Below are 25,256 nucleotides of genomic sequence, written 5' to 3' on the forward strand. Positions count from 1 at the left end.
CGAGAAATTCGGGGCTTTTCCTTCTAGCCTACGAGGTACGTCGCCCCCGGCTCCGTCTGGAAGCGTTCACCTTCCTGCACGGTGCGGCCGTCCGGCAAGCGGACGCTCAGGCCATGCAGCCCGCGCAGCGTGCACTCGCCGCCGGACGTTGACGTGATGCAGGCCGACGTCAGACGGCCCTCCTCCCACGTCATGTCGACGGTAAACCCTCCGCGGGCTCGCAGGCCGCTCACTTGCCCCCTCGTCCAGGCCGCAGGCAGGGCCGGCAGCAGGTCGATGCCGCCCATATGACTTTGCAGCAGCATCTCGGCGATGCCGGCTGCTCCGCCGAAGTTGCCGTCGATCTGGAACGGCGGATGATCGTCGAACAGGTTCGGATACGTGGAACGTGACAGCAGCGTGTTCACGAACCGGTGAGCGGTGTCCCCGTCGCCCAGCCGGGCGTACAGGTTAATCAGCCAGGCGCAGCTCCAGCCGGTATGGCCTCCGCCGTTCCGGATGCGCTCCTCCAGCGTGCGGCGGACAGCTTCCGCCAGCTCCGGCGTCTGCCGCACCGTGATCGCATTGCCCGGGTAGAAGCCAACCAAATGGGACACGTGCCGATGTCCCGGCTCGGCTTCTGCAAACGGCTCGCTCCACTCCTGCAGCCGGCCGTCCGGGCCGATCTGCGGCTCAGCCATACGCGTGAGCGTATCGGCCAGCTCTTGTCGCCACGCCTCGTCAACCTTAAGAATTTCTGCGGCCCGAATCGTATGCTCCAACAGTTCACGGATCAAGAACAGATCCATCGTACTGCCAGCAGACACACTGCAAGGCTCTCCGCCATCCGGTGTCAGGAACTTGTTCTCCGGCGAAGTCGACGGGGCTGTAACCAGCCGTCCGTCCGGTCCGGGCACCAGCCAATCCTGGCAAAACTCGGCAGCTCCCTTCATCAGTGGATACGCCGTTTCCTGCAGAAACTGCTCGTCCAGCCCAAATTCGTAATGCTCCCATAAATGGCGGCACAGCCACACGCCGCCCATCGGCCAGAACGCCCAGCTAGCCTCGCCGTCCGATGGCGTGGATTGGCGCCATACATCCACATTGTGATGAGCGACCCAGCCCCGGGCGCCGTAATGAATCCGCGCCGTTCGGGCTCCGGTTACGCTAAGATCACGGATCAGCTCGAACAACGGCTCATGGCAATCGGCCAGCCCCGCCACCTCTGCGTGCCAATAATTCATTTGCGTATTGATGTTGGTCGTATACCCGCAGTTCCACGGCGGCTGCACATGCGGATTCCAGATGCCCTGCAGATGAGCAGCCTCCGTCCCCGTCCGGGAGCTGGCCATCAGCAAATATCGGCCGTAGTGAAAATACAACGACTCCAGCCCAAGGTCCGACTCTCCGCGGCGATAAGCCTCAAGCCGCTCGTCGGTCGGACGGGCTGCCCGCTCGGCGGCCTCCTCCGCGCGGCCCAGCCGCAGCTCAACGCGGCCGAACAGCCGGCGGTGATCCGCCTCATGGCGCTGACGCAGCTGCTCATAGCCAAGCGCTGCGGCCGCATCCAGCGCCGCCTGGCATCGCTCCGCCGGGTCGATGCCGCCGCTTCCCGGCGCCTGATCATAGCCGGCGTAATCCGTGGCGGCTGCCAGCAGCAGCGTCACCGCCTTCGCCCCGCTCACCGTTAGCCGGCCTGAGGCATCTGCCTGCACCGTGCCGCCGCCCTCCGGCAGCGCCAAGAGCTGGGCCTCAAAGGTGAGGCCCAAGCCGTCCTCGTATAAGACCGACTGCGGATGGTCCCCGCGATAATTGTCGGCAATATGGCTGGGGGCCTGGCCTCTCATGCAGATCCGTGCCGTTCCCGCCGGCCCGCCGAAGGCTTGATGACGAAGAAGAGAGTCCAACGAAGCGGCCATATTCACAGGTTCACTCCCCAGCGCCGTAATGCGGAGAACCATCACCTGATCAACCGCACTGATGAATACCTCGCGGCGATATTCCGCCCCCCCGATCCGATAAGTCGTCGTTGCGATCCCGGTCGCCAGATCCAATTCCCGTCGGAATCCCCGCAGCTCATTCCCATCGGCCTCCGTCGCCGAATCTCCCTGCTCCAGCCACAAATCCCCAAGCGGCTGGTAGGATTCCGTGCGTCGGCCTAGCATTTTCGCATCGATCAGTTTCTCGGCCTCTTTGTATTTGCCGGCGAAGATCAGTTCCCGGGCCGGTCCAAGGTGACGCAGCACATCGTAGTTTTGCGGGTCCCGGGGGAATCCCGACCATAACGTATCTTCATTCAGCGCAATCCGCTCGCGATGAATCCCGCCGAAGACCATCCCGCCGATTCGCCCGTTTCCAACGGGAAGAGCTTCCTCCCAGCGAGAAGCGGGGCGATCATACCATAGCTTCCACTCCGTTTGCTCCGAATAGTTCAGTTTCCTCATCCTCCTGAATGATGTATATAATGGCTAACTGGCGCAAAAAGGCCCGAAAACACACGGGCCTTTTTGCAATCCTATTTAGATTGTTACTGCTAAGCTACAATTACAATTTCTTACCGGTAAACAATTCGACTCTCTTCTTAACCAATTCCGTATACTCGGCTTCCATCTTCTTCGCGCCGGCTTTGTCCAGCTCTTCAAGGAAAGCGTCATAAATCTTGTCGAAATCGGCTTCCTTCGCCAGAATCGCTTCCGGAATCCGCTTACGGATGATATCCTGCGTTTTTTGGTAAATCACTTGGTAATCGCCGTCCGTAGGAACAGGCATGTTGTACAGAGCGCCCCAATCCTTCGCAGGGAATGCATCTTCACCTGGGAACAGGTCTTTCCAAGTTGTTGCATTGTAAGCTTTCAACGTTTCTTTTTCAGCTTCGGTGTAGCCTGCCACGATTTGCTCAGGGAAGTTCGTGGTGTAGTAGTTGCCCGAAGGATCTTTCACGCCGTCACCATAGTTCGCACCGAAGATGCGGTACAAGCTGATGCCGGATTCCTTCGTGAAGTTCGTGCTGTCATTTACTTTACGTTCTTGAATGTCGGCTGGAATGACGCGTTGGCCGTTCTCATCAACCGTATAGTGTTTACCTTCTACGCCCCAGTTTCTCAAAACCTGACCTTCGTCAGAAGACAGCCAGTCGATAAATTTGATGGCGCGAACCGGATCTTTACATGCTGTGGTGATGCTGATTCCGTAGCCGTCAACGCCTGCTTGTTGGAAGGAATGATCTTCATATTCCTCCGTCAATGTAACCGGGAAGTGCGCGTAAGTGTACTCGTCTTTACCAGCTGTTTTCAACGCGTTTTCTGCATCCTGATATCCCCACTCTTGGTCGATCAGGCCAAGCACGCGGCCGCTGGCAATTTTCGCTTTGTATTGGTCTTCTTTTTGCACGAATGTATCTTTATCCAGGAGGCCTTCGTTATACATGTGATTCAGCCAGCGGAAGTATTCCTTCTCTTCCGGACGTTTGTAATGCAGCATCGCCTCATAAGTTTCCGGATTGACATAATATTCGCCGTCGTCCGGTGCACCTGTTGTCAGGAACGCCGGGTTCGTTACCGTAATCATGATTCTCCAGTCATCGGCGCTCAGTGTCAGCGGAATGGTTGGCTGACCGTCTGTAGTCGGGTGTTTCTCTACATACTGCTTCAGCACGTTTTCAAAATCCTTAACCGTACGAATCTTCGGATATCCCAGCTCTTTCAAAACGCGTTGCTGGATTTCGAAGCCGCCGCCAGCGTCGAAGTACTGCTGATCCACGCCGCCATTCGTGAAGATAGAATAAATCGCAGGATCATCGTTGCTGTATTTCAGACGGTTCATATTTTCGCTGAAAATTTTCTTCAGGTTTGGTGCATGCTCTTCAATAAGCGGAGCCAAGTCGATAATGAGACCGGCATCCACCAGCTTGCTCAATTCCCCTTTGGCAAAAATTAGATCCGGAACGTCACCGCTTGCGGCCATCAGCGCGATTTTGTTTTCGCCGCCGCCGGCACCTACGTCAAACTCGGCTTCAAGCGTTACACCGGTTTTCTCTGTAATCACTTTGCCTACATCGTCCTGCATGTTGTTCCAGTTCGGGCTGGCATCCGCACCAAAGAAGGTAAAGGTGATCGGGCTGTTATCTGCGGACGCTTCCGCATTGCTTCCCGCGTTGCCGGTATTGCTGCTGTTGGCAGCATTGTTACCGTTACTTCCGCAACCCGCAACCAACACCGTACTCGCGAGCAAGATCGCCGCGAATGCTTTAGGGCTTTTCCACTTCATTTCTACGTTCCCCCTCGTCATCTTGATCAAACTTGTATTGTATGAACAGGCTTTCGCCTGCTGATACCTGAGTTGCTTCCCTCATTCCCGGTGTTACCCAAAAAAGTAAAGGCTTTCATCTTTGATTGAAAAAGAAATTGCTCCCACCCGCCGAGTGCCGCCCCGCCGCTGATGCAGCTTGCGGCGGAGGCGGATTTGGCGGCGTTAATCCATCGGGCTTACCGCCCGGCAGGCTCTAGGGTTAAGCCTTGACGGCGCCCAGCGTCATCCCATCTACGAAGTAACGCTGCAAGAACGGATAAACGATCAAGATCGGTACCGTTACAACGATAGTGATCGCCATTTTGATGGATTCCGGCGATACCTGAGCCATCTGATTCGCCATATCGTTGGCGTTGATCATTCTTGCGCCTTGGTTGGTGCTTTGTAAAATTTTCATCAACTCATATTGAAGCGTCGTCAAATGCGCTTTGTTCCCGTTGTACAGATAAGTGTCGAACCAAGAGTTCCATTGGCCTACCGCCAGGAACAAGGCGATGGTCGCCAGTACCGGCTTACAGAGCGGCAGAATCACTTTGTAGTAAATCGTGAAGTCGTTGGCTCCGTCCAGCTTGGCAGATTCCTGCAATGCATACGGCAACCCGTCGATAAAGGAACGGATAACGAACACGTTAAACGCGCTGACAACGCCCGGTAAGATGTAAATCCAGAACGTGCCGATCAAATCGAGATGGCGCATCAGCATGTAGGTTGGAACCAAACCGCCGGAGAAGTACATCGTCAACGCCAGGAAGGTGGATACAAACTTCCGGGATTTGAAATCCGGCCGGCTTAGCGTATAGGCCAGCATTGAGGCGCTGATCAAGCCAAGCACGGTCCCAAGAACCGTCCGGTAAATCGTAATTTTAAAGCCGGTAATCAGGCTGGAATAATTAAAGATCGTTTTATAGTTCTCCAAAGTGAATTCCCGCGGCCAGATGTAAATGCCGCCTCGAACCGTATCGGTGGAATCATTAAAGGAGATCGCCAACACGTTCAGGAAAGGATACAACGTGATGACCAAAATGACGCTCATGAGAATGATGTTGCAAATGTTGAAGATTTTATCGCCCCGCGTATCATTAAAGCCTCTGCTTGAACTTGCCATCGCCCTTCTCCCTCCCTTTACATGATGCTCTCTTTTGTCGTTTTCTTCATGATTCCGTTGGCCGTAAGCAGCAGGATGATGCTGACCACGGACGTGAACATACTGATGGCTGTACCATAGGAGAAACGGCTGATATTGATACCGTAGTTCAGTGCGTACAAGTCCAACACTTCGGAATAGTCGGTGACGAGCGAGTTGCTCAGCTGGAACTGCTTCTCGAACCCGATGCCGATCAAATGGCCGATCGACATAATCAGCAGTACCGAAATCGTCGTCCGGATCCCCGGCAGCGTAATGTTCCAAATTTGCCGGAAACGTCCGGCTCCATCGACCCGTGCCGCTTCGTACAGCTCTTTATCGATGCCGGTGATCGCTGCCAAATAAATGATGGCGTTCCAACCGGTTTCTTTCCATACGTCGGAAGCGGTTACAATTCCCCAAAACCATTTCCCTTGGGCCATGAATTGGATGGGTTCGTCAATGATATGCAAGGAAACTAAAATCTCGTTGACGATCCCGCCGTCGATCGAGAGCATTTTCGTCACGATCCCGGCGACGACTACCCAAGATACAAAGTGCGGAAGGTAGGAAATCGTCTGAACCGTCCGTTTGAAATATTTGCCGCGCAGCTCGTTCAACAACACCGCAAAGGTGATCGGAATCACGAATCCCGCGACCAGCCCCATAAAGCTCATCGCCAGCGTATTACGGAGGACCAGGTAAAACCGCTCGTCCTGGAACAAGTCCACGAAGTTTTTAAATCCTACCCATTTTTGCTCCGAGAAGGATTTCGCCGGCTTATAGTTTTGGAAAGCCATCGTCCATCCCCACACCGGAAGGTAGTTGAATACAAACAACCAGATCACGAATGGCATGGACATTAAGTACAAGTACTTTTGCTGCAAAATGCTCCGCCAGATACCGTTCTTTCGCTTCTTCTGCGGCGCAGGGGTTGCGCTTACATTTCTGGTTTCAGGCTGAGTTGACAGCGTTTCCATCTCAATTTCTCCCCCCCTTGTCTGCTATAGCTTAATGATAAGGGAGGAGCGGCTGACGAAATACCCGAGAGATTTCAAACAAAACCATATAAAAATTAGAGATTCCCCCCCGCCGGGATCGTAAAGCTGATTTTCGTGCCCACGCCATACTCGCTGACGATCCGCAATCCGTGCGCTTCCCCATAGGAGAGGACAAGCCTTTGATGCACGTTACGCAGCCCGATGCGTCCCTGTTCCGGCTCCGTCGAACCGGAGATGAAGCGCATGACCTCTTCAAGCCGCTCCGGAGTCATTCCCATTCCGTTATCCTGTACCGAGACGCGAACCAATCCCTTGTCTCTCTGAATATTCACCTCAACATGGACGCCTTCTTCCTTGTCCTCCACCCCGTGCACGACCGCGTTCTCAACGAGCGGCTGAATGATCAGCGGCGGTACCCGAATGGCGCTGGCTGCAGGATCAATAGTTAAGGAATAAGTTAAGCGGTCCTCATAACGAAACTTCTGAATTTCCAGATAGGAGCTGACCATTTCCAGCTCTTCCTTCAACGGTGTGCTTTCCCGCCCGACTTCCAAATTTTTGCGCATCATCTTGCCTAGCAGCCGGACCACGTTGGCGATTTCTTTGTCCCCCTTCAGATGAGCGTTCATCCGGATGGACTCTAAAGCGTTAAACAAAAAATGCGGATTAATCTGGCTGGCCATCATCTTCAGCTTAATCTCGCGTTGGGCTAGCTCCAGGGCATTGTTTTGTTCTGTTTTCTCAACGACCTGGTTCATGAGCCGGCGGATACTATCCACCATGTAGTTGAACTGCCGAGACAGCTGGCCAATCTCATCATTCCCATCGATCCGCGATACGACGTTGAGGTCCCCTAAAGCCAGACGATTTAAGTGCCGGCTTAGCCGCAGCATCCGGTTGGTAGTCAAGAAAGAGACGGTGTATACGAATACCAGCGCAATCAGCAATACGAGTAGAATGATCAGCAATCCGACAAGGCTTACGGTATTGGCGTCCTTCACAATCGGCTCCGTCGCAAATACGGAAATAAACTTTAGCCCGTTCATGCTGGCTTCCGGATTCAAGGTGTCGATAACGAGATAGGATGGAACCCCCTGGATATCCACCTGAAACGTCCCCTTTTGCTGGGTTCGCAAGTCGATGCCGTAATCTAGATCTTCCAGTGTCTTGCCGACGATCGCCGGATTATTGGCGGCCACCACATAACCTAAATCATCGGTGATCAGCGTCTCAAAAGGTTCTTGCTGCAGCATCCGGTTGAGTTCCTCCTGATTCATAATGACCATAAGAACTCCGCTTTTCTTCGTTCCTTTAAAAGAGATCTGCCGAACGAGACTGAGCCGCTTCACTGGAACCTCCTGCTTGTCGTCAATGTAAAACCACCCGATGTCTTTGTTCTTCATCGCTTGTTGGTACCAATACATCCCCTTGATCTCCTCATTCACCGGGATTAATTCCAGGTTGTTGATCAAGGTCGGATTATCGTAATAGAAACGAATCCCCGACACTTCCCGATAGGTTCTGTCGTAAGCGCGAAAATCATTGTAATTGAGGTACGCTTTGGTCAGCTCCAGCACATTGGGATACGGAGTGCTGACGATTTTCTCCAGCCCTTCATCGAGCATAAAAATATCGGAGATGTCCATCGGCACCCGAAGCAACGCGGCGGTCCGGGTTTTCACCTTCTCGACGTTATTGGTAGTTTGGGCGATCGCCCGATCCATGGCTTGATTGCGAAAGTAAGCGGTTACGGCAACGCCGACAATCAGGACCGGAATCATGACCACGACGATATAGGAAATGAGCAGCTTATGCTTCAACCGCAAATTATTGGTGATGCGAATCAGTTTGCTTATCAAATCGGATCACCTCTCATCTAAATGGAAATATCCCCTTCATCCAAGGGAAAGGGGATATTTCAGTTACCCCGGGCACGTACCGTGCGCCGGGGATGTCTGTCACATATTAAATTAAGATGCGATCGAGGTCTAGGACCAATTATTTCAAGGTGATTTGCAGTTCGGTTTTGCCTGTGAAAGCCTCCACTTTTACAGCGCCATTACTGGACAACGTAGCCCCTTGCACCGATTCCGCTTCGCCCATGCCGTGCAATGTTACGTAGAACGGTTTGCCCGCGCCTTCCGCAGTCACCTTCACAAGCTTGCCTTCGCGAACGACTGTAACTTGAAGCTCAGCTTCGCCTTTAATGTTGCGTACCGTACGGGATACGGTTGCCCCGTCTTCGATCGCATACAAGCCAAGTTGGACTTCATTGGCATAGTCGTAATCTGGACGAACATCGTTAGCTCCTGTCGCCAGAATCGAGTTCGGGCGAACGAACAGCGGCAAGCTGAAGAAGTCGTATTTCTCTTTGCGCCATTTGCCGCCTTCTACCGTTTGGCCCGACAGCAGATGGGTCCACTGGCCGTCCGGCAGATAGTACGTCACGTCGCCTTGTTCGCTGAACACCGGCGCTACAAGCAGCGAGTCACCCAGCATATATTGACGGTCCAAGGTTTCGGCCGCTGGATCGTCCGGGAATTCCAGGAACATCGCCCGCATTGTTGGTACACCTTGTTGCGTCGCTTGGAACGCAATATCGAACATATACGGCATCAAACGGCATTTTAGCTTGGTGAAGAACCGGGTTACGTCCACTGCCTCGTCATCATAAGCCCAAGGCACGCGGTAGGAGCTGCTGCCGTGCAGACGGCTGTGGCTGGACAGCAAGCCGAAGGCCAGCCAACGCTTGAACACATGCGCCGGAGCGGTGTTCTCAAAGCCGCCGATATCGTGGCTCCAGAAGCCGAAGCCGGCTAAGCCCAACGACAAGCCGCCGCGAAGGCTTTCTGCCATCGACTCATAATCCGCGTAGCAGTCGCCGCCCCAGTGGATCGGGAACTTCTGGCCGCCGACGGTTGCTGAACGTGCGAACAAAGCTGCTTCATTTTTACCCAGCTTCTCTTCCAGTACTTCAAAAACAACTTTGTTGTACAGGTACGTATAGTAGTTATGCATTTTCACTGGATCGGAGCCATCGTGATACACGACATCCGTTGGAATCCGTTCGCCGAAGTCGGTTTTGAAGCAGTCGACGCCCATGTCGATCAGCTCCCGCAAATATCCGGCAAACCATTCGCAAGCCGCCGGATTTGTGAAGTCTACCAGCGCCATACCCGGCTGCCAAAGGTTCCATTGCCATACGTCACCGTTTGCTTTTTTCACGAGGTAACCGTTCTTCTTCCCTTCCTCAAACAGACGGGAGCGCTGACCGATGTACGGGTTGATCCAAACGCAAATTTTCAAGCCTTTCTCCTTCAGGCGCTTCAGCATGCCCACTGGATCCGGGAATACGCGCTCATCCCATTTGAAGTCCGTCCAATGGAATTCACGCATCCAGAAGCAGTCGAAGTGGAAGACGTGCAGCGGCAAATCACGCTCTGCCATGCCGTCCACAAAGGAGTTAACGGTCGCCTCGTCATAGTCGGTTGTAAACGAGGTCGTCAGCCACAAGCCAAAGCTCCACGCCGGAGGAAGGGACGGTTTGCCGGTCAGATCGGTGTACTTGTTCAGCACATCCTTTGGCTCCGGACCGTCGATGACGAAATATTCCAGCGATTCGCCGGGAACACTAAATTGTACTTTTTTGACTTTTTCCGATGCGACTTCAAACGAAACCGCACCCGGATCGTTTACAAACACGCCATATCCTTTATTTGTCACGTAAAAAGGAATGTTCTTATAGGACTGCTCAGAGCTTGTCCCGCCGTCCTTGTTCCAGATGTCAACCACTTGACCGTTCTTGAGGAACGAGGTGAAGCGTTCGCCCAAACCATACACCCATTCGCCGACGCGCAGGTCAAGCTCTTCGCGCATATAGGTGTTGCCGCCTCTTTCGGTGATATGCGCCATCGATTTGTAGCCGCTGCCGGTAATCCGCTCGTCGCCGCGGAAGAAGTCCACGGACCATTGCGGGCCTTTGTTAATGCGGACGCTAAGGTTGCCGCTCTTGAGCTCGGCATAATGCTCGGTTTCGGTTATCTCGGCATGGTCGCCGCCCTTTGCCAATTCAAAATGAGGACCATGGTCCACTGTCCCCGCAAAATGGATCAGCTTAACACCAATGACCCCCGGCAACGGAGAGTGGAACTGCATCGTCAGCAATGTCGTATTAATCATATCGCCCCGGCCGCGAAGCGGAGTTGTGGAGGCGGAGGCAATTAAAGTATGGTCTTTGACTTGAAAATCATAGGCCTGCACCGCGGTGGAGAGCGTAAACTCCTCGCGAATCAGCCAGTTGCCATCGGTAAACTTCATGGGTGGAATACCGCCTTTCGTCACATTGTTTTTCTTATGAAAACGCTCTATACTTGCATTATACTGATATCACTCAAATAAAACTAACATTATCAAGCCAAAATATAACACTATTTTGATGAGGTGACCGTATATGGATCAGGCGCTTCGCCGCTCTCTGAAAGAGAGCAAGAGTCACGGCAACGAGCGGCAGCCGTTTGGAACCTATTGGTACCGCTATGGCCCTGGTGAACATGTCATCGACTGCCATTGGCATGATGAAGCCGAGTTCTTCTATTGCCTGGAAGGCGAGACGCTGTTTCAGGTCGATACCGATTACTTCCCGGTTCGTGCCGGGGAAGCGGTGTTTATCGACGGCGGCGACATTCACGCCGCCCATGCGCATGGTGAGCAGGGCTGCGCATTCTTCTCACTCGTATTCGATACGCAGCTGCTAGCCAGCGCACATTATGATGCGGTCCAGGAGAACCTGGTGCTGCCCTTGCAGGAACGGAAGGCGACGTTTCCTCGCCATATCCGGCGCGAGACCGCGGCAGACTTATCACTTCTGGAGCATATCGTGACGTTGATGCGCAGCTGCAGCACCGAGGCGCCCGGCTATGAAGGCGCCGTCAAAGGGCATCTCTACTTGATGCTGTCGGAGATCGCGGCTACCGGCCGGGCCGTCAACCGCTCCTATAGCAGCACCCGCAGCGAATCGTCCAAAATCGACCGGCTCAAAACGGTCATTCAGCATATTCAGCAGAACTACAGCCATCCCATCCGGCTGGCGGAGCTGGCGGCGCTGATTCCGATGAGCGAAGGACAGTTTTGCCGCTTCTTTAAGTCGATGACCCGACAGACGCCGATGGATTATATCAATTCGTACCGGATCCGCCAGGCCGCCGAGCTGCTGCGCGATCCGGAACGAAAAATCTCCGATATCGCGCTGGAGGTCGGCTTCGACAACATCAGTTACTTCATCCGCGTGTTCCGTAAAGCGATGAATTGCTCGCCTTCGGAATTCCGCAAACGGCTGCATGCTTCGGTTGAGGTCTAGGTTCGCTGATTGCGGTTGATTCAATAAGTAATCACAGGAAGTAGCCGTAGGTTTAGCCCAGCCGGAACCAGCTGATTTGCGTTTCACCTTGCAAATGCAGGTACACATCATGCCGGCCCGACAAGCTTGCCGCGGCTTCTGCGGTGACCGTTGTCCAAGCTTGGCGACCGCCGGTAGGCAGGATCTTGCAGGTGATCACCGACTCGCCATCCGGAGAATCCAGCGTTACGGCGATTTCACCGCCCTTCAGATTCCCCGATACCCGGGCTTCAAATCGGGATGCTCCTTCGCCTAGTTCGACATCACGGAAGGCAATCCACCCGCGTTCGCTTTTCAGCCGGATGCATTCACCGCCTTCACGGCATTCATCGAGGAAAACTTGCTCGTAGTCGTCATAGTTGACCGCGCGGACTGGTTCACGCAGCGAGCGCGGAGGCACGGTTTCGCCGTCAACCTGAAGCGTTGCCGTCAAGGCGATCTCGTCCGAGGAAGGGCCAACCATCACCGTATATTCGCCCGACTCCACGCAATAGCGATCTCGGGTCACGTCCCAGAACGCCAGCTCTTCTGCTTTCAGTGCAAAGGTCACCCGCTGCGTCTCACCCGGCTGCAAATGCAGGCGGGTAAAGCCCTTCAACGTCTTCAGCGGCCGCGGCACGCGCGATTGCCCGATTCGCACGTACAGTTGCGGCACTTCGTCCCCGGCTATGTTCCCGGCATTACGCACATCAAACGAAATCTGAACCTCGCCATCCTGACCTATCGCGGCCCGATCCAGTGCAAGATCGCTATATTCAAACGTCGTATAGCTAAGCCCATGACCAAACGGATACAGCACCTCGCCGTCAAAATATTGATAAGTCCGTTTGCCCTTAATAATGTCGTAATCCATAATGTCCGGCAGTTGGTCCACCGATTGGTACCAGGTCATATTCAACCGCCCCGCCGGATTATAGTCGCCGAACAGCACGTCAGTCACGGCATGGCCCAGCTCTTGGGCGGAATGAGAGGTAAACAGGATCGACGGTACATGCGCGTTCTCCCAGTTCACTGCAAACGGATAGCTGCCGACGATGACGACCACCGTATTAGGATTCACCGCTCTTACGGCTTGAATTAATGCTTGCTGCGCCGGCGGAAGCACGATGTCCACCCGGTCGATCGTTTCCTTCGCATTGATGAACGGGTTGTTGCCCACGAAGACAACCGCCGTCTCCGCCGATTTGGCAGCCTGTACGGCTTGCTCGATCCCGCTCTCCACAATTTCCACGATCCATTGTTCTCCTGGAAGGCGACTCTCCACCTTCACGGCATTATCAAAAACATTCTCACCCACAGCAATCAACCCGCCGCGTTCGTTCAAGACGATCGGCCGTCCGTTCCACGCCTTCAACTCGACCTTGCCGCTCAAAGCCGGGCGGAAGTCGAACACTTCCTTGACAAACCAGCCGCTTGCTTCGTTCGCCGTCGCCGTCAGCAATCCCGATTCGGTCTCCGTCACGAACTTGCCGTTCTCCACCGACCGCAGCGTGATGGAGCCCCAGCCCCAATCGTTACGCTCAAAAACGGACGCATCGGCCGCATTCTCGCCGGTCGCCTCCAGAACGGCTTCCGCTCCTTCGCCAGACGTGATCCGGACATATTTACCGGTCAAGGCCGAGCGCAGGCGAATCCGATCCAGGCCAGTTCCGAACAGGACGGGGCGATCGCCCATTTTCTTCTTAATGCCCTGAAGCGGGGTGATGCGGTACGGCGGCGTGCCGCTGTACCAGTCGGTATAGGCTTCATTGGCCAGCGGCCCGACAACCGCGACAGAACCTAACGTTTGCGGTAAAGGCAGTAAGCCTTCGTTCTTCAGCAGTACGATCGCTTCGCGGGAAGCCTTTAGCGCCAAGGCCGCATGCTCCGGTGCGCACAGCTTCTCTTCCGGCACGCGGCTGTACGGGTTCCGCTCCTCCGGATCAAATTCACCCAACCGGAAGCGAACGCGGAAGGCATTCCGTAGCGCACGGTCCAAGTCCGATTCAGCCAGCAATCCTTGCTCCAGCGCATTCCGCAGCGCCTGGAACATAATCGGCTGCTCATCCGTCATGCTGTCGATGCCTGCCTTGATGCTCCCTGCAACCGCTTCGGCATAAGACTCCACATATTTGTGATCCAGCACCGTGCCCATGACGTCGCCGGCGTCGCCGACAACAAACCCGTCCATCTCCCATTCGCCTTTGACGATCTCGTTGACTTCCGAATTCAGGTTGCAAGGCGTACCGTTGATCCCGTTGTAAGCCGTCATCATCGAACCTGCGCGACCTTCCCGGAACGCCCGCTCAAACGCTTTCAAATAATACTCCCGTTTGTTGCGCGGATCGATGCTCACCGATTCACTGCCACGACCGATTTCATTGTTATTTGCGTAAAAATGCTTCAGCGTGGCTACCGCCTTGTAATAAAACGGATGATCGCCTTGCAGCCCCTTCACCAGTTCGGTCGTTAACGCTCCCGTGAGATGCGGATCTTCGCCGTAGGCTTCCTCTGTCCGGCCCCAACGCGGATCGCGCTCCATATCTACGGTTGGCGCCCAGATCGTCAAGCCGTTCACTTCCGGATTCCGCTGAAAATACACGCGCGCCTCATCCCCAATCACCGAGCCGATTTGGCGCATCAACTCGGGATTCCAGGTGCAGGCTAGTCCGGTGTTTTGCGGGAAGGACGTGGCTTCCCCCAACCAAGCTACGCCGTGCGCGCCTTCCGTGCCATGCTTGTATTTTTTGACGCCAAGCCGCGGCACTTCCGTTTGGAATTGGCACATCAGCTCAATTTTCTCATCCAATGTAAATCGGCTAACCAAGTCGTCCACCCGCTCCGCCAGCGGCAGATCAGGGTTCTGAAAAGGATATTGGTACGTGTTGTCCGTCATACAATTACCTCGCTCTCCTACTCTATCATTTCATTGTAAGCGCTTAAGAATTTGTCACTGCTTATACCATCAGGTCTACCACCCTATCATAGTCCGCGTCTTCTTTCAGCGATACACGGAATATTAGATCATTTTTCATATAAAAATATCGCATGGCCGGCACGTCCTATCGCCAGCATGGCCTCATCGTCGGTAAGGCCCCATCGTCATCCACCCTTCTCCAGCAGCCCCATAGGCTATTTCGCGCCCTTCTTTCTGCGATTTCCCTTTCGTTCAGAACGGGGGGGATCGAGGAAGGGAATCTTCCAGCTGCACCTCTTTTCACGAATATCCCTTTTATTCAGAATGGGGAGATCGAGGAAGAGATCTTCTAGCAGCCTTTTTGCACGATTATCCCTTTGGTTCAGAACTGGGAAATCCATAGGAGGGATAGAAATGAGGTGGCTCATGGAGCTGATCATTCCGTTTTTTACGAAGATAAGATGGTTTATTTGGGATATTTTTCTTGATTTACGAACAGGTGTTTGGTATAATGATAACAAAGAGAACATATGTACGCATTTGTTGAGTTAGAGGGATTTAAATTGGAGGGATCGGACATGGATTTAGGTATGAATCCGAAGCTTCATTCTATCAGCAGCCGTTTCCGAAGTGAGTCCGACTGTATCGAGGCGATCATCGCTATGAAGTGGCCAAACGGCTTCGTCTGCCCGCGCTGCGCTTATACCGAATGCACCCGTCTGTCCTCCCGACGCCTTCCGTTGTTTGAGTGCAGAAGATGCGGCTATCAGGCATCGCCTTTGGTCGGCACAATTTTTGAAAGAACCCATCTGCCTTTGGTGAAGTGGTTCCAAGCCATGGAGCTGTTTCTGCTTCCCGACGGTATCTCGGCGCTGCGGTTGAGTCAGGTGATCCAAGTTACCTACAAGACCGCTTGGCTCATGCTGCACAAAATCCGCCATACCCTCGGTGAATGTGATGCCCGGAATCTGCTCTCTGGAGACGTGAAGGTAAACTGCGATCAGTATGCGTATGATTCGTCGCGTTATCATCCGGCTGCTCAGCCATATGCCACCGCGGTTGTAGCCGGCTGCACGGTCACGGAATATGGCGAGCCGGAGCGGGTGAAGATCCAGCTGATATCGCATAAAAGAGGACAACGTGCCGACCGACATGATCTCGCCGCGTTCATCCATGATCATATTGAAGTCCATACCTCCACCGTTCAGTCGTTCCATTTGGCTTATCGGCTGTATTTGCCCTTGCGGAAAGAAGTAAGAGCCACATGGAACTCGCTTAAGCGCACATATATTGCCTTGGGGCTAACACATTTGCAGGCGTATTTGAATGAGTACACCGTCCGCCGTTACCTGCGCATGACCTTTTCCGAGGAAGAGATGCGCCGGAACCTGTTGCAGATGTGCCTGTCCATTCCAGCGATCCCATACCGTCAGTTAATCGCCCGACAACAAAAATACCCGTCCATTGCAGCAGCGGCTTAATCCACTGCTGAACGAACGGGCTGCTAGGCGTACAGACGTACGAGAATGGTCATTTTCGGGACAGGCTGGCTTATGGATCAGTTGGTGTAGGACTCTTATTTTTTCATCCGAGCGTTTCAGTTTCAGTTTAAATTCTCTCTTTTCTATTTTCTCTTTCTCCACTCCCTGATTCAACGGGATAATCGTCAGAAGAGCGCCGCCGATGGACTATATGCCCCGATAGCAAAGGGCCAATACACACATCAGTGCCCCTTCAAAAAGGAGCCGTATGGAGTAGCATCAGGCATGGTTCATCTGCTTGCGATATGCGGAAGGTGAGGTACCGACATATTTGCGGAATTTGCTGTGAAAATAATCGACATTGGTGTATCCGACCTTTTCGGCCACCTGATAGACCTTCAGGCCTTCCTCTAAATAGTGTTTAGCTTTCTCGATCCGCACCTTGTCGAGGTACGTGTTAAAGTATTCTCCGGTCGTGTTCTTGAACAATTTGCCTAAATATGCGCTGTTATAGTTGAAGATGCCGGAGAGCGTCTCCAATTTGAGGTTTTCGTTATAGTTCCGGTGAATCAGATCCAACATAATTTTGACTTCGCGGTGTTTCCCGTCTTCGCCGAGCTGGTTCATGATCTGCTGCAGCAGATGCTCTGCCTGCCCGTTTAGCTCCAGAATGGAGTAGGCTTTTTGGATTTTCGAGTACCCGTCGGAAAACTCTTTGCTGCGATTTTGCAGCTCCGGCGACTGCTTCAGCGCCTTACTGAAAATCGTGGTCAGCAGCTCCACATAACGGTTCTTTATTTCGTTCTCCATCGCACCTTCAGCCTTATACGCTTCGCCCAGCTGATGCAGCAGAGATTTTACGGCATCGCGATTACCGATATCTACCGCATAAAAGAGCTGCTCGCCCAGCTCTTCGGTCGTAAGCTCCGGTCCCGCACTCGCACCAGCCCCCGCATCCGTTCTGGCAGACAGGCTGTCCGGCGTTAAGATCGTTCCCTGATCAAGGAAGAAATGGCGGCGGACCAAATCACATGCCGTCCGGTACGATTCCCGAATCTCCGCCATGCATCCCACCTTCTCGCCAAGCGCCACGGAATAGCGGATGCCTAAATCGGACAGCTCGGCAGCAAGCTCGCGATAGATCCCCGCAAGCTCCACGGAGAGAAGCGGCTCCTTGAGCAGGACGCCAAACTTCGAGTGGATCGCAAACACCCAGCCGCGGCCAGGCTCCTCGAACTGCCGGACCAATGCTTTGCGGATCAGAGCGTTAATTTGGGCATCAGCGTCCCCTTCCATTTGCGGGGCAAGCAGCAAAATTTGAAACACCTTGCCGCTGATACCTACTTCATGAGCCCGCTCGCATAGCGGAGTAGGGTCCTCTTCGTCTTCGCCGGTCAGCACGGACTGGATCAACGCTTCCCGGTTCCACTCCGTTGTGACGTGCTTCCACTGCTCGGATGCTTTCTCTTCGTCGATCGTCAGCTTGATTCTCCAAAGATAATCCTTGAGTTCATCTTCATCTACCGGCTTCAGCAAATAACCATCCGCCCGGTATGTCATCGCCTTCTTGGCATAACTAAAATCCGCGTAACCGCTAAGAATCAAAATATGCAAATTCGGATCTTGCGTGCGGAGCTTCTCGATCAATTGCAACCCGTCCATCCCCGGCATGCGGATATCGGCCACGACCAGATCGGGATGATATTGCTGATACTTTTCCAGCGCTTCATTCCCGTTGGCCGCCGTATCCACAACTTCGTAGTCATAGGCTCCCCATTCGATAAAGGTCCGCAGACCCTCCCTAAGTTTCGGTTCGTCGTCAACAATCAGCACTTTAATCATTTTGCATTCCTCCGGCCGGAAAAAATTTTGTTTTCCCCAGCATTAGATAAAGCGTTTTCAATGTAATTATAGGTTAATTTTCGAACAGCTCACAAACATTATTCTGTTCATTTATTGCACTATTTTGATGCCTCGCCAAAAAAAGCTGCCCTACCTCATCCCTAGATGAGTGGTAGAGCAGCCATTCTGCTTCGTCGTGCCGCTAGGAACTCGCGCCGGAGTAATGCACGCTGGAGTAACGCGCACCGGGGTAACGCGCGCCGGGAGTAGTCCAAACCTATGGATTCGTGCGGACCGAGTCGGGTACCGGCACTCCGAAGTTTGGCGTGCCATCCTCGTTCCATTCCAGAATTTGGGCCCGGGTATGCCGGTTCGGATCGTACAGCGGATCACCGTCAATCTCCTTGTAATTCCGGGCATGATAGACCAATACGTCCCGCCCGTCCTCCGAGACGGTAAAACTATTATGACCTGGTCCATACTGTCCCGCCGCTTCATTGGTCGCAAACACCGGAAGCGGCGATTTTGACCAGGAGCTAGGGTTCAGCAAATCTGCCGATTCGTCCGCGGTGAGCAGGCCCATACAATAATGATGGTCGGTGGCGCTGGCCGAATAGCTGATGAATATACGCCCGTTCCGCTTCAGTACGGCCGGTCCCTCGTTTACTTTGAAGCCGATCGTTTCCCAATCGTATTCCGGCGTGGAGATCATGACCTGCTCCCCGGTCAACGTCCAAGGGTTGCTCATCCGGGAGATGTAGAGGTTGGAGTTGCCTTCGATACCTGGGTCCTTCTGCGCCCAAACGTAATACCGTTCCCCCCGGTGCTCGAACGTCGTCGCATCCAATGCAAACGACTCCCACCGCGTACGGACTTGCCCTTTCTCCTCCCATACGCCTTCAAGCGGATTGGCGGAGGTGTTCTCCAGCACGTACATTCGGTGATCAAACAATCCTTCGTTCGTCTCGGTCGTTCGCGCGGCGGCAAAATAGATATACCATTTTCCGTCGATAAAATGGATTTCCGGAGCCCAAATATTGGCGCTCAGCGGGCCGGTATCATATTTGCGCCAGGCCACCACCGGCTTGGCATCCCCCAATCCTTGCAGCGTCTTGGACCGGCGAATTTCGATCCGGTCATACTCAGGTACCGAAGCCGTAAAGTAATAATACCTGTCCTGATGCTTATAAACCCATGGATCCGCCCGTTGCTCCACGATTGGATTTCGATATTCCTGCGTGTTCTTCATCTTGGTTTCTCCTTCTCTTTCTGTCATCTCGTTACGCTCTGGCCTTCCTCATACAGCTTGCGGACCACCGCTTCTGGAATCGGCACGTCGTAAACCCGGAGTTCATCCATCTTCCCTTGGAAAGGGGGATCCCACCAATTCACCCCTAGGCTGAACATACCTTGATTATCCGTGAAGATATCCGGGAATCCCGTTCCCGTAAACTTCAGTTCCCCGTCAACGTACACCTTCACGTTCCCGGCATCGACGGTAAAGGCTACGTGATGCCACGCTCCCGCCGAGATCCGCGAACCCGTTGTCCCGTCATACCAGGCTTCACCGGACCACAGCATCGTGTTATGATCCCAGGAATCCGGCACGAGGCTGATCCAGCTTGTATTGGATTTCGCCCCAAAGAAACTGGTCGTAAATTGGGTAAATTGCTGCGGATGCAACCAGAGGGAAACCGAATAACGGTTCCCTTGAATCAGACTGTCATCCAGCCGAATGCCGGATGTACCATCAAACTCGGCGGCTAACCCCTGCACTCCATCCGTAAAAGTGATCGCTCCGCCTTCGGTATCAAGCTTTGCCCCGGTCACCGCTCCATCGCCAAACCGTCCTTCGACCTCCGATAAATTCCCCTCAAAGCGATAGTGGGCTCGCAGTCCATAGTTAAGATCAATCGGAGCAACGACGATCTCAAACGTCTTGACGGCTTTCGCTTTCCCCTTCGTGATCGTTGCGGTTAACGTAGCGGGAGCATCGGCTTCTCCCGCATCGGGCGGGTGGATGACCCCGCTCTCTGAAATGACGCCTGGATCGGAGGTGGACCAGACGATTTGAGCCCCATGCGTCCCTTCCAATGGCAATGTCAGGTTGTTCATGACTTTGCTGGTATCGCCGAGCGTTAAGGCTTCCTGCACCTCCTTAACGACCTGGCGGTCGTTCATCTCCGGCTGCTGAATGCCCCAAATGGCGGTGCCTTCGCGAGAGATGGCCGTAAAGGTCATCGTCTCCCGCCCTTGGTTCTCGTCCCAGCCTTTGACGAATACGCCGTGGTAAGTTACTCCCTCAAGGGTCAGCTCCGCTCCATAGGAGCCGTTTAGCTTCCAGGTTCCGGTTATCGAACCCGAAATCGTATGGTCTTTGTTCAAAGTAAGGTGGACCGAAGTAGGGACCTCACCGGAATAGCCAAGCCCATGATTCACGAACTGATAGTCGCCGACCACCTTGGAGGCCGTCACTTTCTGCAGGGATTCCCCGGCGTAACGCGTCGGTGCCATGACCAGCCACCCGTTTTGGTTCATAAACAGCTGGTGCACCCTGACTTCGTGAACCTCTCCCCGTTGCGGGAAGCGAGTATGGAACACCGAGAAATATCGCTTCGTCTTCTCGTCATAAAATAGCGAGTTATGCCCTGGCGAAGCATAACCGTAACCGATTCCCGTGCCGGGATCGCCTATTTTGCGGTCGAACAGGAAATTGCCGACCATTTTGATGCCGTACGGCGCGTTATCCGTATCGCTGGGCAGCACGGCATTTTGTCCGGCCGCATCGAGATAAGGGCCGTCTGGACGTTTCGCCCGGAACTGCCGCAGGTTGTAGCCGCCGTTCGCCCCCAGCCAACCATAGGAAACGTTCAAATAGTAGTATCCCGAAGTTTTATCGTATAAAATGTAGGGCCCTTCGCCGGACTTCGTATAGCCTCCGGCAATTTTGGTGCCGAAATAGCGGTCTACAAGGCGTCCGTCAGCCGTTGTGCCGTCTTTGCCAGGATATTTCACCTGACCGGTGACCGGATCCAACTCGACGATAAAGATTCCGCCGGACCAGGAGCCGTACGTCATCCACAGCTTGCCGTCCTTATCGAAGAACAAAGCGGCGTCAATTGCGTTCGGATACATGGCATTATTATAGGAACCGTCGCTGTTAAACCAATTCGGATTGGCCTCCTTCAGCCTTCCCTGGTCCACCAGCTGCTTGAGGTTCGTATTCGTCCACTTCTTATCGACCCGGCTGTTCTCGTCATACGCCGTCCCCTTCGTAAACCCGGAGTAAATAACCGTGTCCACGTAGGTGTAGGGGCCTTCGATATTTTTGGATACCGCATAACCAATCGCGGAGCGGATATAGGTGGACGAAGCGCTGTAATACATCATATAAGCGCCCCTCGTTCCGTCCGCATTCCGGTATTTCTCATTCCAGATCACGCCCGGCGCCCAGACCGCATACCCGCCTTTACTGTCGGCATCGTCCTCTCCCGCCCAAGCGAACGAACCGGCCAGATTTTGAGACAGATCGCCGTAGATCACGTTCCCCGGGGTTTGATAGCCGTTGGTAAACGTCGTCCAATTCATCAAATCGGTTGATTTGGCGGCTTCGATATGCGACCCAAAGACATAATAGGTCGAGCCGGCCTTGACGATGTTCGGATCGTGGACCGAGACATTGGTAAACGCGGGCGGTCGCTTTTTCCCCGAGGCCCCTCCCGCACTCTCGCTTTCCGTTGCCCCGCGTTTCCCGGCATCCGTATCGCCGCTGCTCGCCCACCCTTCGGCAGGGATGAGCATCGTGAAGATCAAGAGTAAACCCAGGCACTTAACCATACTTTTCAACGGACTTCCCTCCTTCATAAGGTTTAGGTTATGATTTGATGATCAAGGTTACCAGTGACATGGCCGGCATTTTCACGTGCAGCGTGTCACCGGCTACGTGAACGTCCCGGAGCGGAACCGGCGTAACCACATCCGGTTGCTCAAACGTATTGTGCGCATTCATCGTTGCAGCCGTTAACAAAGTTCCCGAAACCGAAGCCCATTCCGCGTGATTTCCTCGCAACTCGAGACTGACCTCCGCAGCCTGTCTCGGATCGATATGAACCAAGCTGATCTGAATGTCGCCTTGGGCGTTCTTCGAGGCGGACACCGACAGGGCCGGAAGTGTGTCGTCGCCATTCGCCGAATCAACCAGCGATGACTCGGTCGACAACAGCTCTGCTCCTTGATGGACCTTGAACATATCAAACGCATGATACGTCGGCGTTAGGATCATCCGCTCACCTTCTGTTAAAATCATCGCTTGCAGGACGTTGACGGTCTGGGCGATGTTCGTCATCTGCACCCGGTCGGCGTGATGATGAAAGATGTTGAAGTGAAGCCCGGCCACCAGTGCGTCACGGATCGTGTTTTGCTGATACAGAAATCCCGGATTCGTGCCCGGCTCAACGTCGTACCAAGTACCCCACTCGTCGATAATCAAGCCGATACGCTTCTCGGGATCGTACCGATCCATGATCGTACTGTGCTTCGCAATTAATTCGTCCATGTGCAGCGCTTTTTTCATGGTCACGAACCACTCGTCCTCTGAAAAATCCAGCGCCGAACCCTTCCCCAGCCAGAAATCACCGGGAATCGTGTAATAATGCAGGCTTAACCCGTCCATGAGCCCGCCGGCCTGTTGCATCAGCACTTCGGTCCAGCGATAATCGTCCACATTGGCCCCGCCGGCGATTTTATATATCCGGTTATCCCCATAATTGCGGACGTAGGTTTGATAGCGGCGATACAGATCGGCGTAATATTCCGGACGCATGTGGCCGCCGCATCCCCAATTCTCATTTCCGATGCCAAAATAGGTCAGCTTCCACGGCGCGCTTCTGCCATTCTCCTTACGCCAGTTCGCCATCGGGGATTCGCCGTCAAATGTCATATACTCGACCCATTCGGACATTTCTTGAACCGTGCCGCTCCCCACATTCCCGCAAATATACGGCTCGCATTCCAGCAGCTCGCATAGCAGCATAAATTCATGCGTCCCGAAGTGATTGTTCTCGATAACGCCACCCCAATGGGTGTTGACCATCCGCTTGCGGGCTTCCCTCGGGCCTACGCCGTCCTTCCAGTGATACTCATCCGCAAAACATCCGCCGGGCCAACGAAGCACCGGAACCTTGATCCGCTTCAACGCCTCCAGCACATCGTTACGTATCCCTTGCGTGTTGGGAATCGGGGAATCTTCTCCGACCCAAATCCCCTCATAGATGCATCTGCCCAAATGCTCGGCAAAATGACCGTAAATATTTTTGTTGATGACCGCTTTCGTCACGTCCGTTTGAATGATCACTTTGTTGTTCACGGTTTTTCCTCCACCCTAAATTCATTTATCCTTTAATGCCTGAATTCAGATTGATCGATTGAATAAAGTATTTTTGCGCAAAAACAAACAGCAGCAGCGTTGGAATGATGGCCAACATGGCCGAACCCATAAGCTGTCCGATCATGCGATAGTTGCCGTAGATATCCTGAAGCAGCAGCAGTCCCGCAGTCACCGGCATTTTGTCCACGTCGGTATAGACGATGACCGGCCAGAGGAAGTCGTTCCAGGAGCCGACAAACGAGAACAGGCCGCAAACGATGAGGATCGGCTTGATAAGCGGCAGGATGATGTACGAGTAGATCCGAAAATCTCCGGCCCCGTCAACCCGAGCGGATTCATCCAGGTCGGTCGGAATCCCTTTCAGAAACTGCCTGACCAGAAAGATGTTGCCCATACCCGCCAAACCCGGAATAATCATCGCCCATGCGGTATTCACCCAGCCGAAAATATCGATGATTTTGTAAGAGGGGATAATGTTGACGACTCCCGGAAAGAAGGAAATGCCCAGCAATGTAAAAAACAGCGTGTCTCTGCCTTTAAAGTTCATTCGAGCATACCCGTAACCCGTGATGGAGATGATCACGATCACGAGGAACGTATGTGTCACCGCAATGAATACGGAGTTCGTCAGCCAGCGCAGGATCGGAGCCGTGGACGTATTCTCCAGAATCGTCACGTAATTGTCCAGGATCCATTCCACGGGAAGCAAACGGAAGCCCGTTGACACCACTTCAGATTGGGAGCGGAAGGAAGTCGAAATTCCAAATAACACGGGAATGACCCAAATGACGCACAGGAGGATCAAATACAGGTATGCGATATACTTCGATATGCTGATTTTCTTCGACATCTTGATTTACACCTTACCTCTCGTTTCCATAATCCATCACAGGATGCGTCAATTGGCGTTTCGGTTCATGACGTAATACTGCAGCGCCGAAATAACCAAAATGACCATGCCTAGCAGCACCGCCATCGCGGATGCCATGCCGGCAATCGATTCGCCATGACCAAACGCTAATTGACGGATGTACATCATGAGAACATGCGTCGATTGCCGCGGTCCGCCATCCGTCATCATTAAAGGTTGGCCAAAGACGTTAAAGGCCCCGGCAGTGGTCATGACAAAGGTATAAATGAGCGGAAAACGGATCGACGGCAAGGTGATGCTGAAGAATCGCCGGGTCGCGCCGGCTCCGTCGATCTCGGCGGCTTCGTACAAGTCTTTGGATACCCCGGCAATCGAGGCGCGGTAAATAATCATGTTCCCGCCAACCCCGCCCCATACGGTGATCACAAAAATAATGATCCAAGCATAAGGCTGCGTCGCCGCCCAAGCGACCTGCGAATGGAAGATGTTCCCCGTAATCCCCAGCTGTTTGTTAAAGATAAGCAGCCAGATCAAAGCGGCAGCGGAAATGGAAATCAAGCCCGGAATGTAAATAATGGACTGGATGATGCCCTTCAATTTGACCTTCTTATGCTCCAAGGCGACGGCCACCGACAATGGGATGACGATCAACAGCGGAACGCTGATCACGACAAAAATGAGGGTATTCCGAAGCCCGTTTACGAATTGGGTGTGGAAGGTCGAGGTTTCATCAAATAGGATCGTTTTGTAGTTAGCCCATCCGACCCAGGTCGGATCGTTCATCAAGTTCCACTGAGTAAACGAAGCATATATCCCGTATACGGTCGGAATCAGAATGAAGATCAGGAACAAAACCAGGTGCGGACCCACAAAGAAAAACGGCGCAAAGGATTTCTTGTTCATCGCCTTTCCATATCTCCTTTTGGAAAAATCATGTGCCAGACGCATCGTTCCGGCACATGATTTCTTTCTGT

General features: G+C 53.5%; 15 protein-coding genes. 2 read left to right on the forward strand and 13 right to left on the reverse strand.

The genetic code is table 11. The features are described from left to right. Positions 1–23: 23 nt before the first annotated feature. The 6 genes from PBA01S_RS07585 to yicI form a co-directional block, all read right to left on the reverse strand. Complete coding sequence (locus tag PBA01S_RS07585; protein WP_127575710.1) at positions 24–2,423, reverse strand: glycoside hydrolase family 95 protein; 2,400 nt, start codon at positions 2,421–2,423, stop codon at positions 24–26. A gap of 100 nt (positions 2,424–2,523) precedes the next feature. Then, positions 2,524–4,245, reverse strand: a complete 1,722-nt coding sequence (locus tag PBA01S_RS07590; RefSeq protein ID WP_009224199.1) for an ABC transporter substrate-binding protein — start codon at positions 4,243–4,245, stop codon at positions 2,524–2,526. Positions 4,246–4,486: 241 nt separating this feature from the next. Continuing rightward, the gene (locus PBA01S_RS07595; protein WP_009224200.1) at positions 4,487–5,392 is read right to left on the reverse strand and encodes a carbohydrate ABC transporter permease; all 906 of its coding nucleotides are present in this window, start codon (positions 5,390–5,392) and stop codon (positions 4,487–4,489) included. Positions 5,393–5,409: 17 nt separating this feature from the next. Continuing rightward, on the reverse strand, positions 5,410–6,390 hold the full coding sequence (locus PBA01S_RS07600; RefSeq protein ID WP_127575711.1) for an ABC transporter permease: 981 nt from the start codon (positions 6,388–6,390) through the stop codon (positions 5,410–5,412). Between the two features lie 95 nt (positions 6,391–6,485). Continuing rightward, a complete protein-coding gene (locus PBA01S_RS07605; RefSeq protein ID WP_127575712.1) occupies positions 6,486–8,270 on the reverse strand; it encodes a sensor histidine kinase in 1,785 nt (594 codons plus the stop codon). A 139-nt stretch (positions 8,271–8,409) separates the two neighbouring features. Continuing rightward, positions 8,410–10,728: an alpha-xylosidase gene (gene yicI / locus PBA01S_RS07610; RefSeq protein ID WP_028537421.1), complete on the reverse strand. Its 2,319-nt coding sequence runs from the start codon at positions 10,726–10,728 to the stop codon at positions 8,410–8,412. A 133-nt stretch (positions 10,729–10,861) separates the two neighbouring features. On the opposite strand from yicI, the gene PBA01S_RS07615 reads away from it, so the two are divergent. After that, positions 10,862–11,767 (forward strand): AraC family transcriptional regulator, encoded by a 906-nt coding sequence (locus tag PBA01S_RS07615; protein WP_016311356.1) that lies wholly within the window; start codon positions 10,862–10,864, stop codon positions 11,765–11,767. A 52-nt stretch (positions 11,768–11,819) separates the two neighbouring features. On the opposite strand, the gene PBA01S_RS07620 is transcribed toward PBA01S_RS07615, so the two are convergent. Then, on the reverse strand, positions 11,820–14,681 hold the full coding sequence (locus PBA01S_RS07620) for a glycoside hydrolase family 3 C-terminal domain-containing protein (protein ID WP_127575713.1): 2,862 nt from the start codon (positions 14,679–14,681) through the stop codon (positions 11,820–11,822). 599 nt (positions 14,682–15,280) lie between these two features. Here PBA01S_RS07620 and PBA01S_RS07625 point away from each other — a divergent pair. Continuing rightward, positions 15,281–16,183: a transposase gene (locus PBA01S_RS07625; protein WP_127575714.1), complete on the forward strand. Its 903-nt coding sequence runs from the start codon at positions 15,281–15,283 to the stop codon at positions 16,181–16,183. Between the two features lie 279 nt (positions 16,184–16,462). Here the strand turns inward: PBA01S_RS07625 and PBA01S_RS07630 are convergent, their stop codons facing one another. From PBA01S_RS07630 to PBA01S_RS07655, 6 genes are all read right to left on the reverse strand, one after another. Then, entirely contained in the window at positions 16,463–18,025 is a 1,563-nt protein-coding gene (locus tag PBA01S_RS07630) for a response regulator transcription factor (RefSeq protein ID WP_127575715.1), read from the reverse strand. Positions 18,026–18,302: 277 nt separating this feature from the next. Beyond that, positions 18,303–19,274 (reverse strand): glycoside hydrolase family 43 protein, encoded by a 972-nt coding sequence (locus PBA01S_RS07635; RefSeq protein ID WP_127575716.1) that lies wholly within the window; start codon positions 19,272–19,274, stop codon positions 18,303–18,305. 23 nt (positions 19,275–19,297) lie between these two features. Then, positions 19,298–21,862, reverse strand: a complete 2,565-nt coding sequence (locus PBA01S_RS07640; RefSeq protein ID WP_164744117.1) for a lipocalin-like domain-containing protein — start codon at positions 21,860–21,862, stop codon at positions 19,298–19,300. Positions 21,863–21,899: 37 nt separating this feature from the next. Beyond that, entirely contained in the window at positions 21,900–23,390 is a 1,491-nt protein-coding gene (locus PBA01S_RS07645; protein WP_028537418.1) for an alpha-N-arabinofuranosidase, read from the reverse strand. Between the two features lie 25 nt (positions 23,391–23,415). Further along, positions 23,416–24,261, reverse strand: a complete 846-nt coding sequence (locus PBA01S_RS07650; RefSeq protein ID WP_009224211.1) for a carbohydrate ABC transporter permease — start codon at positions 24,259–24,261, stop codon at positions 23,416–23,418. A gap of 48 nt (positions 24,262–24,309) precedes the next feature. Continuing rightward, positions 24,310–25,185 carry a carbohydrate ABC transporter permease gene (locus PBA01S_RS07655; protein ID WP_009224212.1) on the reverse strand — a complete coding sequence of 292 codons (876 nt, stop codon included), beginning with the start codon at positions 25,183–25,185 and terminating at the stop codon, positions 24,310–24,312. Positions 25,186–25,256: the final 71 nt, after the last annotated feature.

Source organism: Paenibacillus barengoltzii NBRC 101215 (assembly GCF_004000745.1).
Classification (GTDB): Bacteria; Bacillota; Bacilli; order Paenibacillales; family Paenibacillaceae; genus Fontibacillus; species Fontibacillus barengoltzii.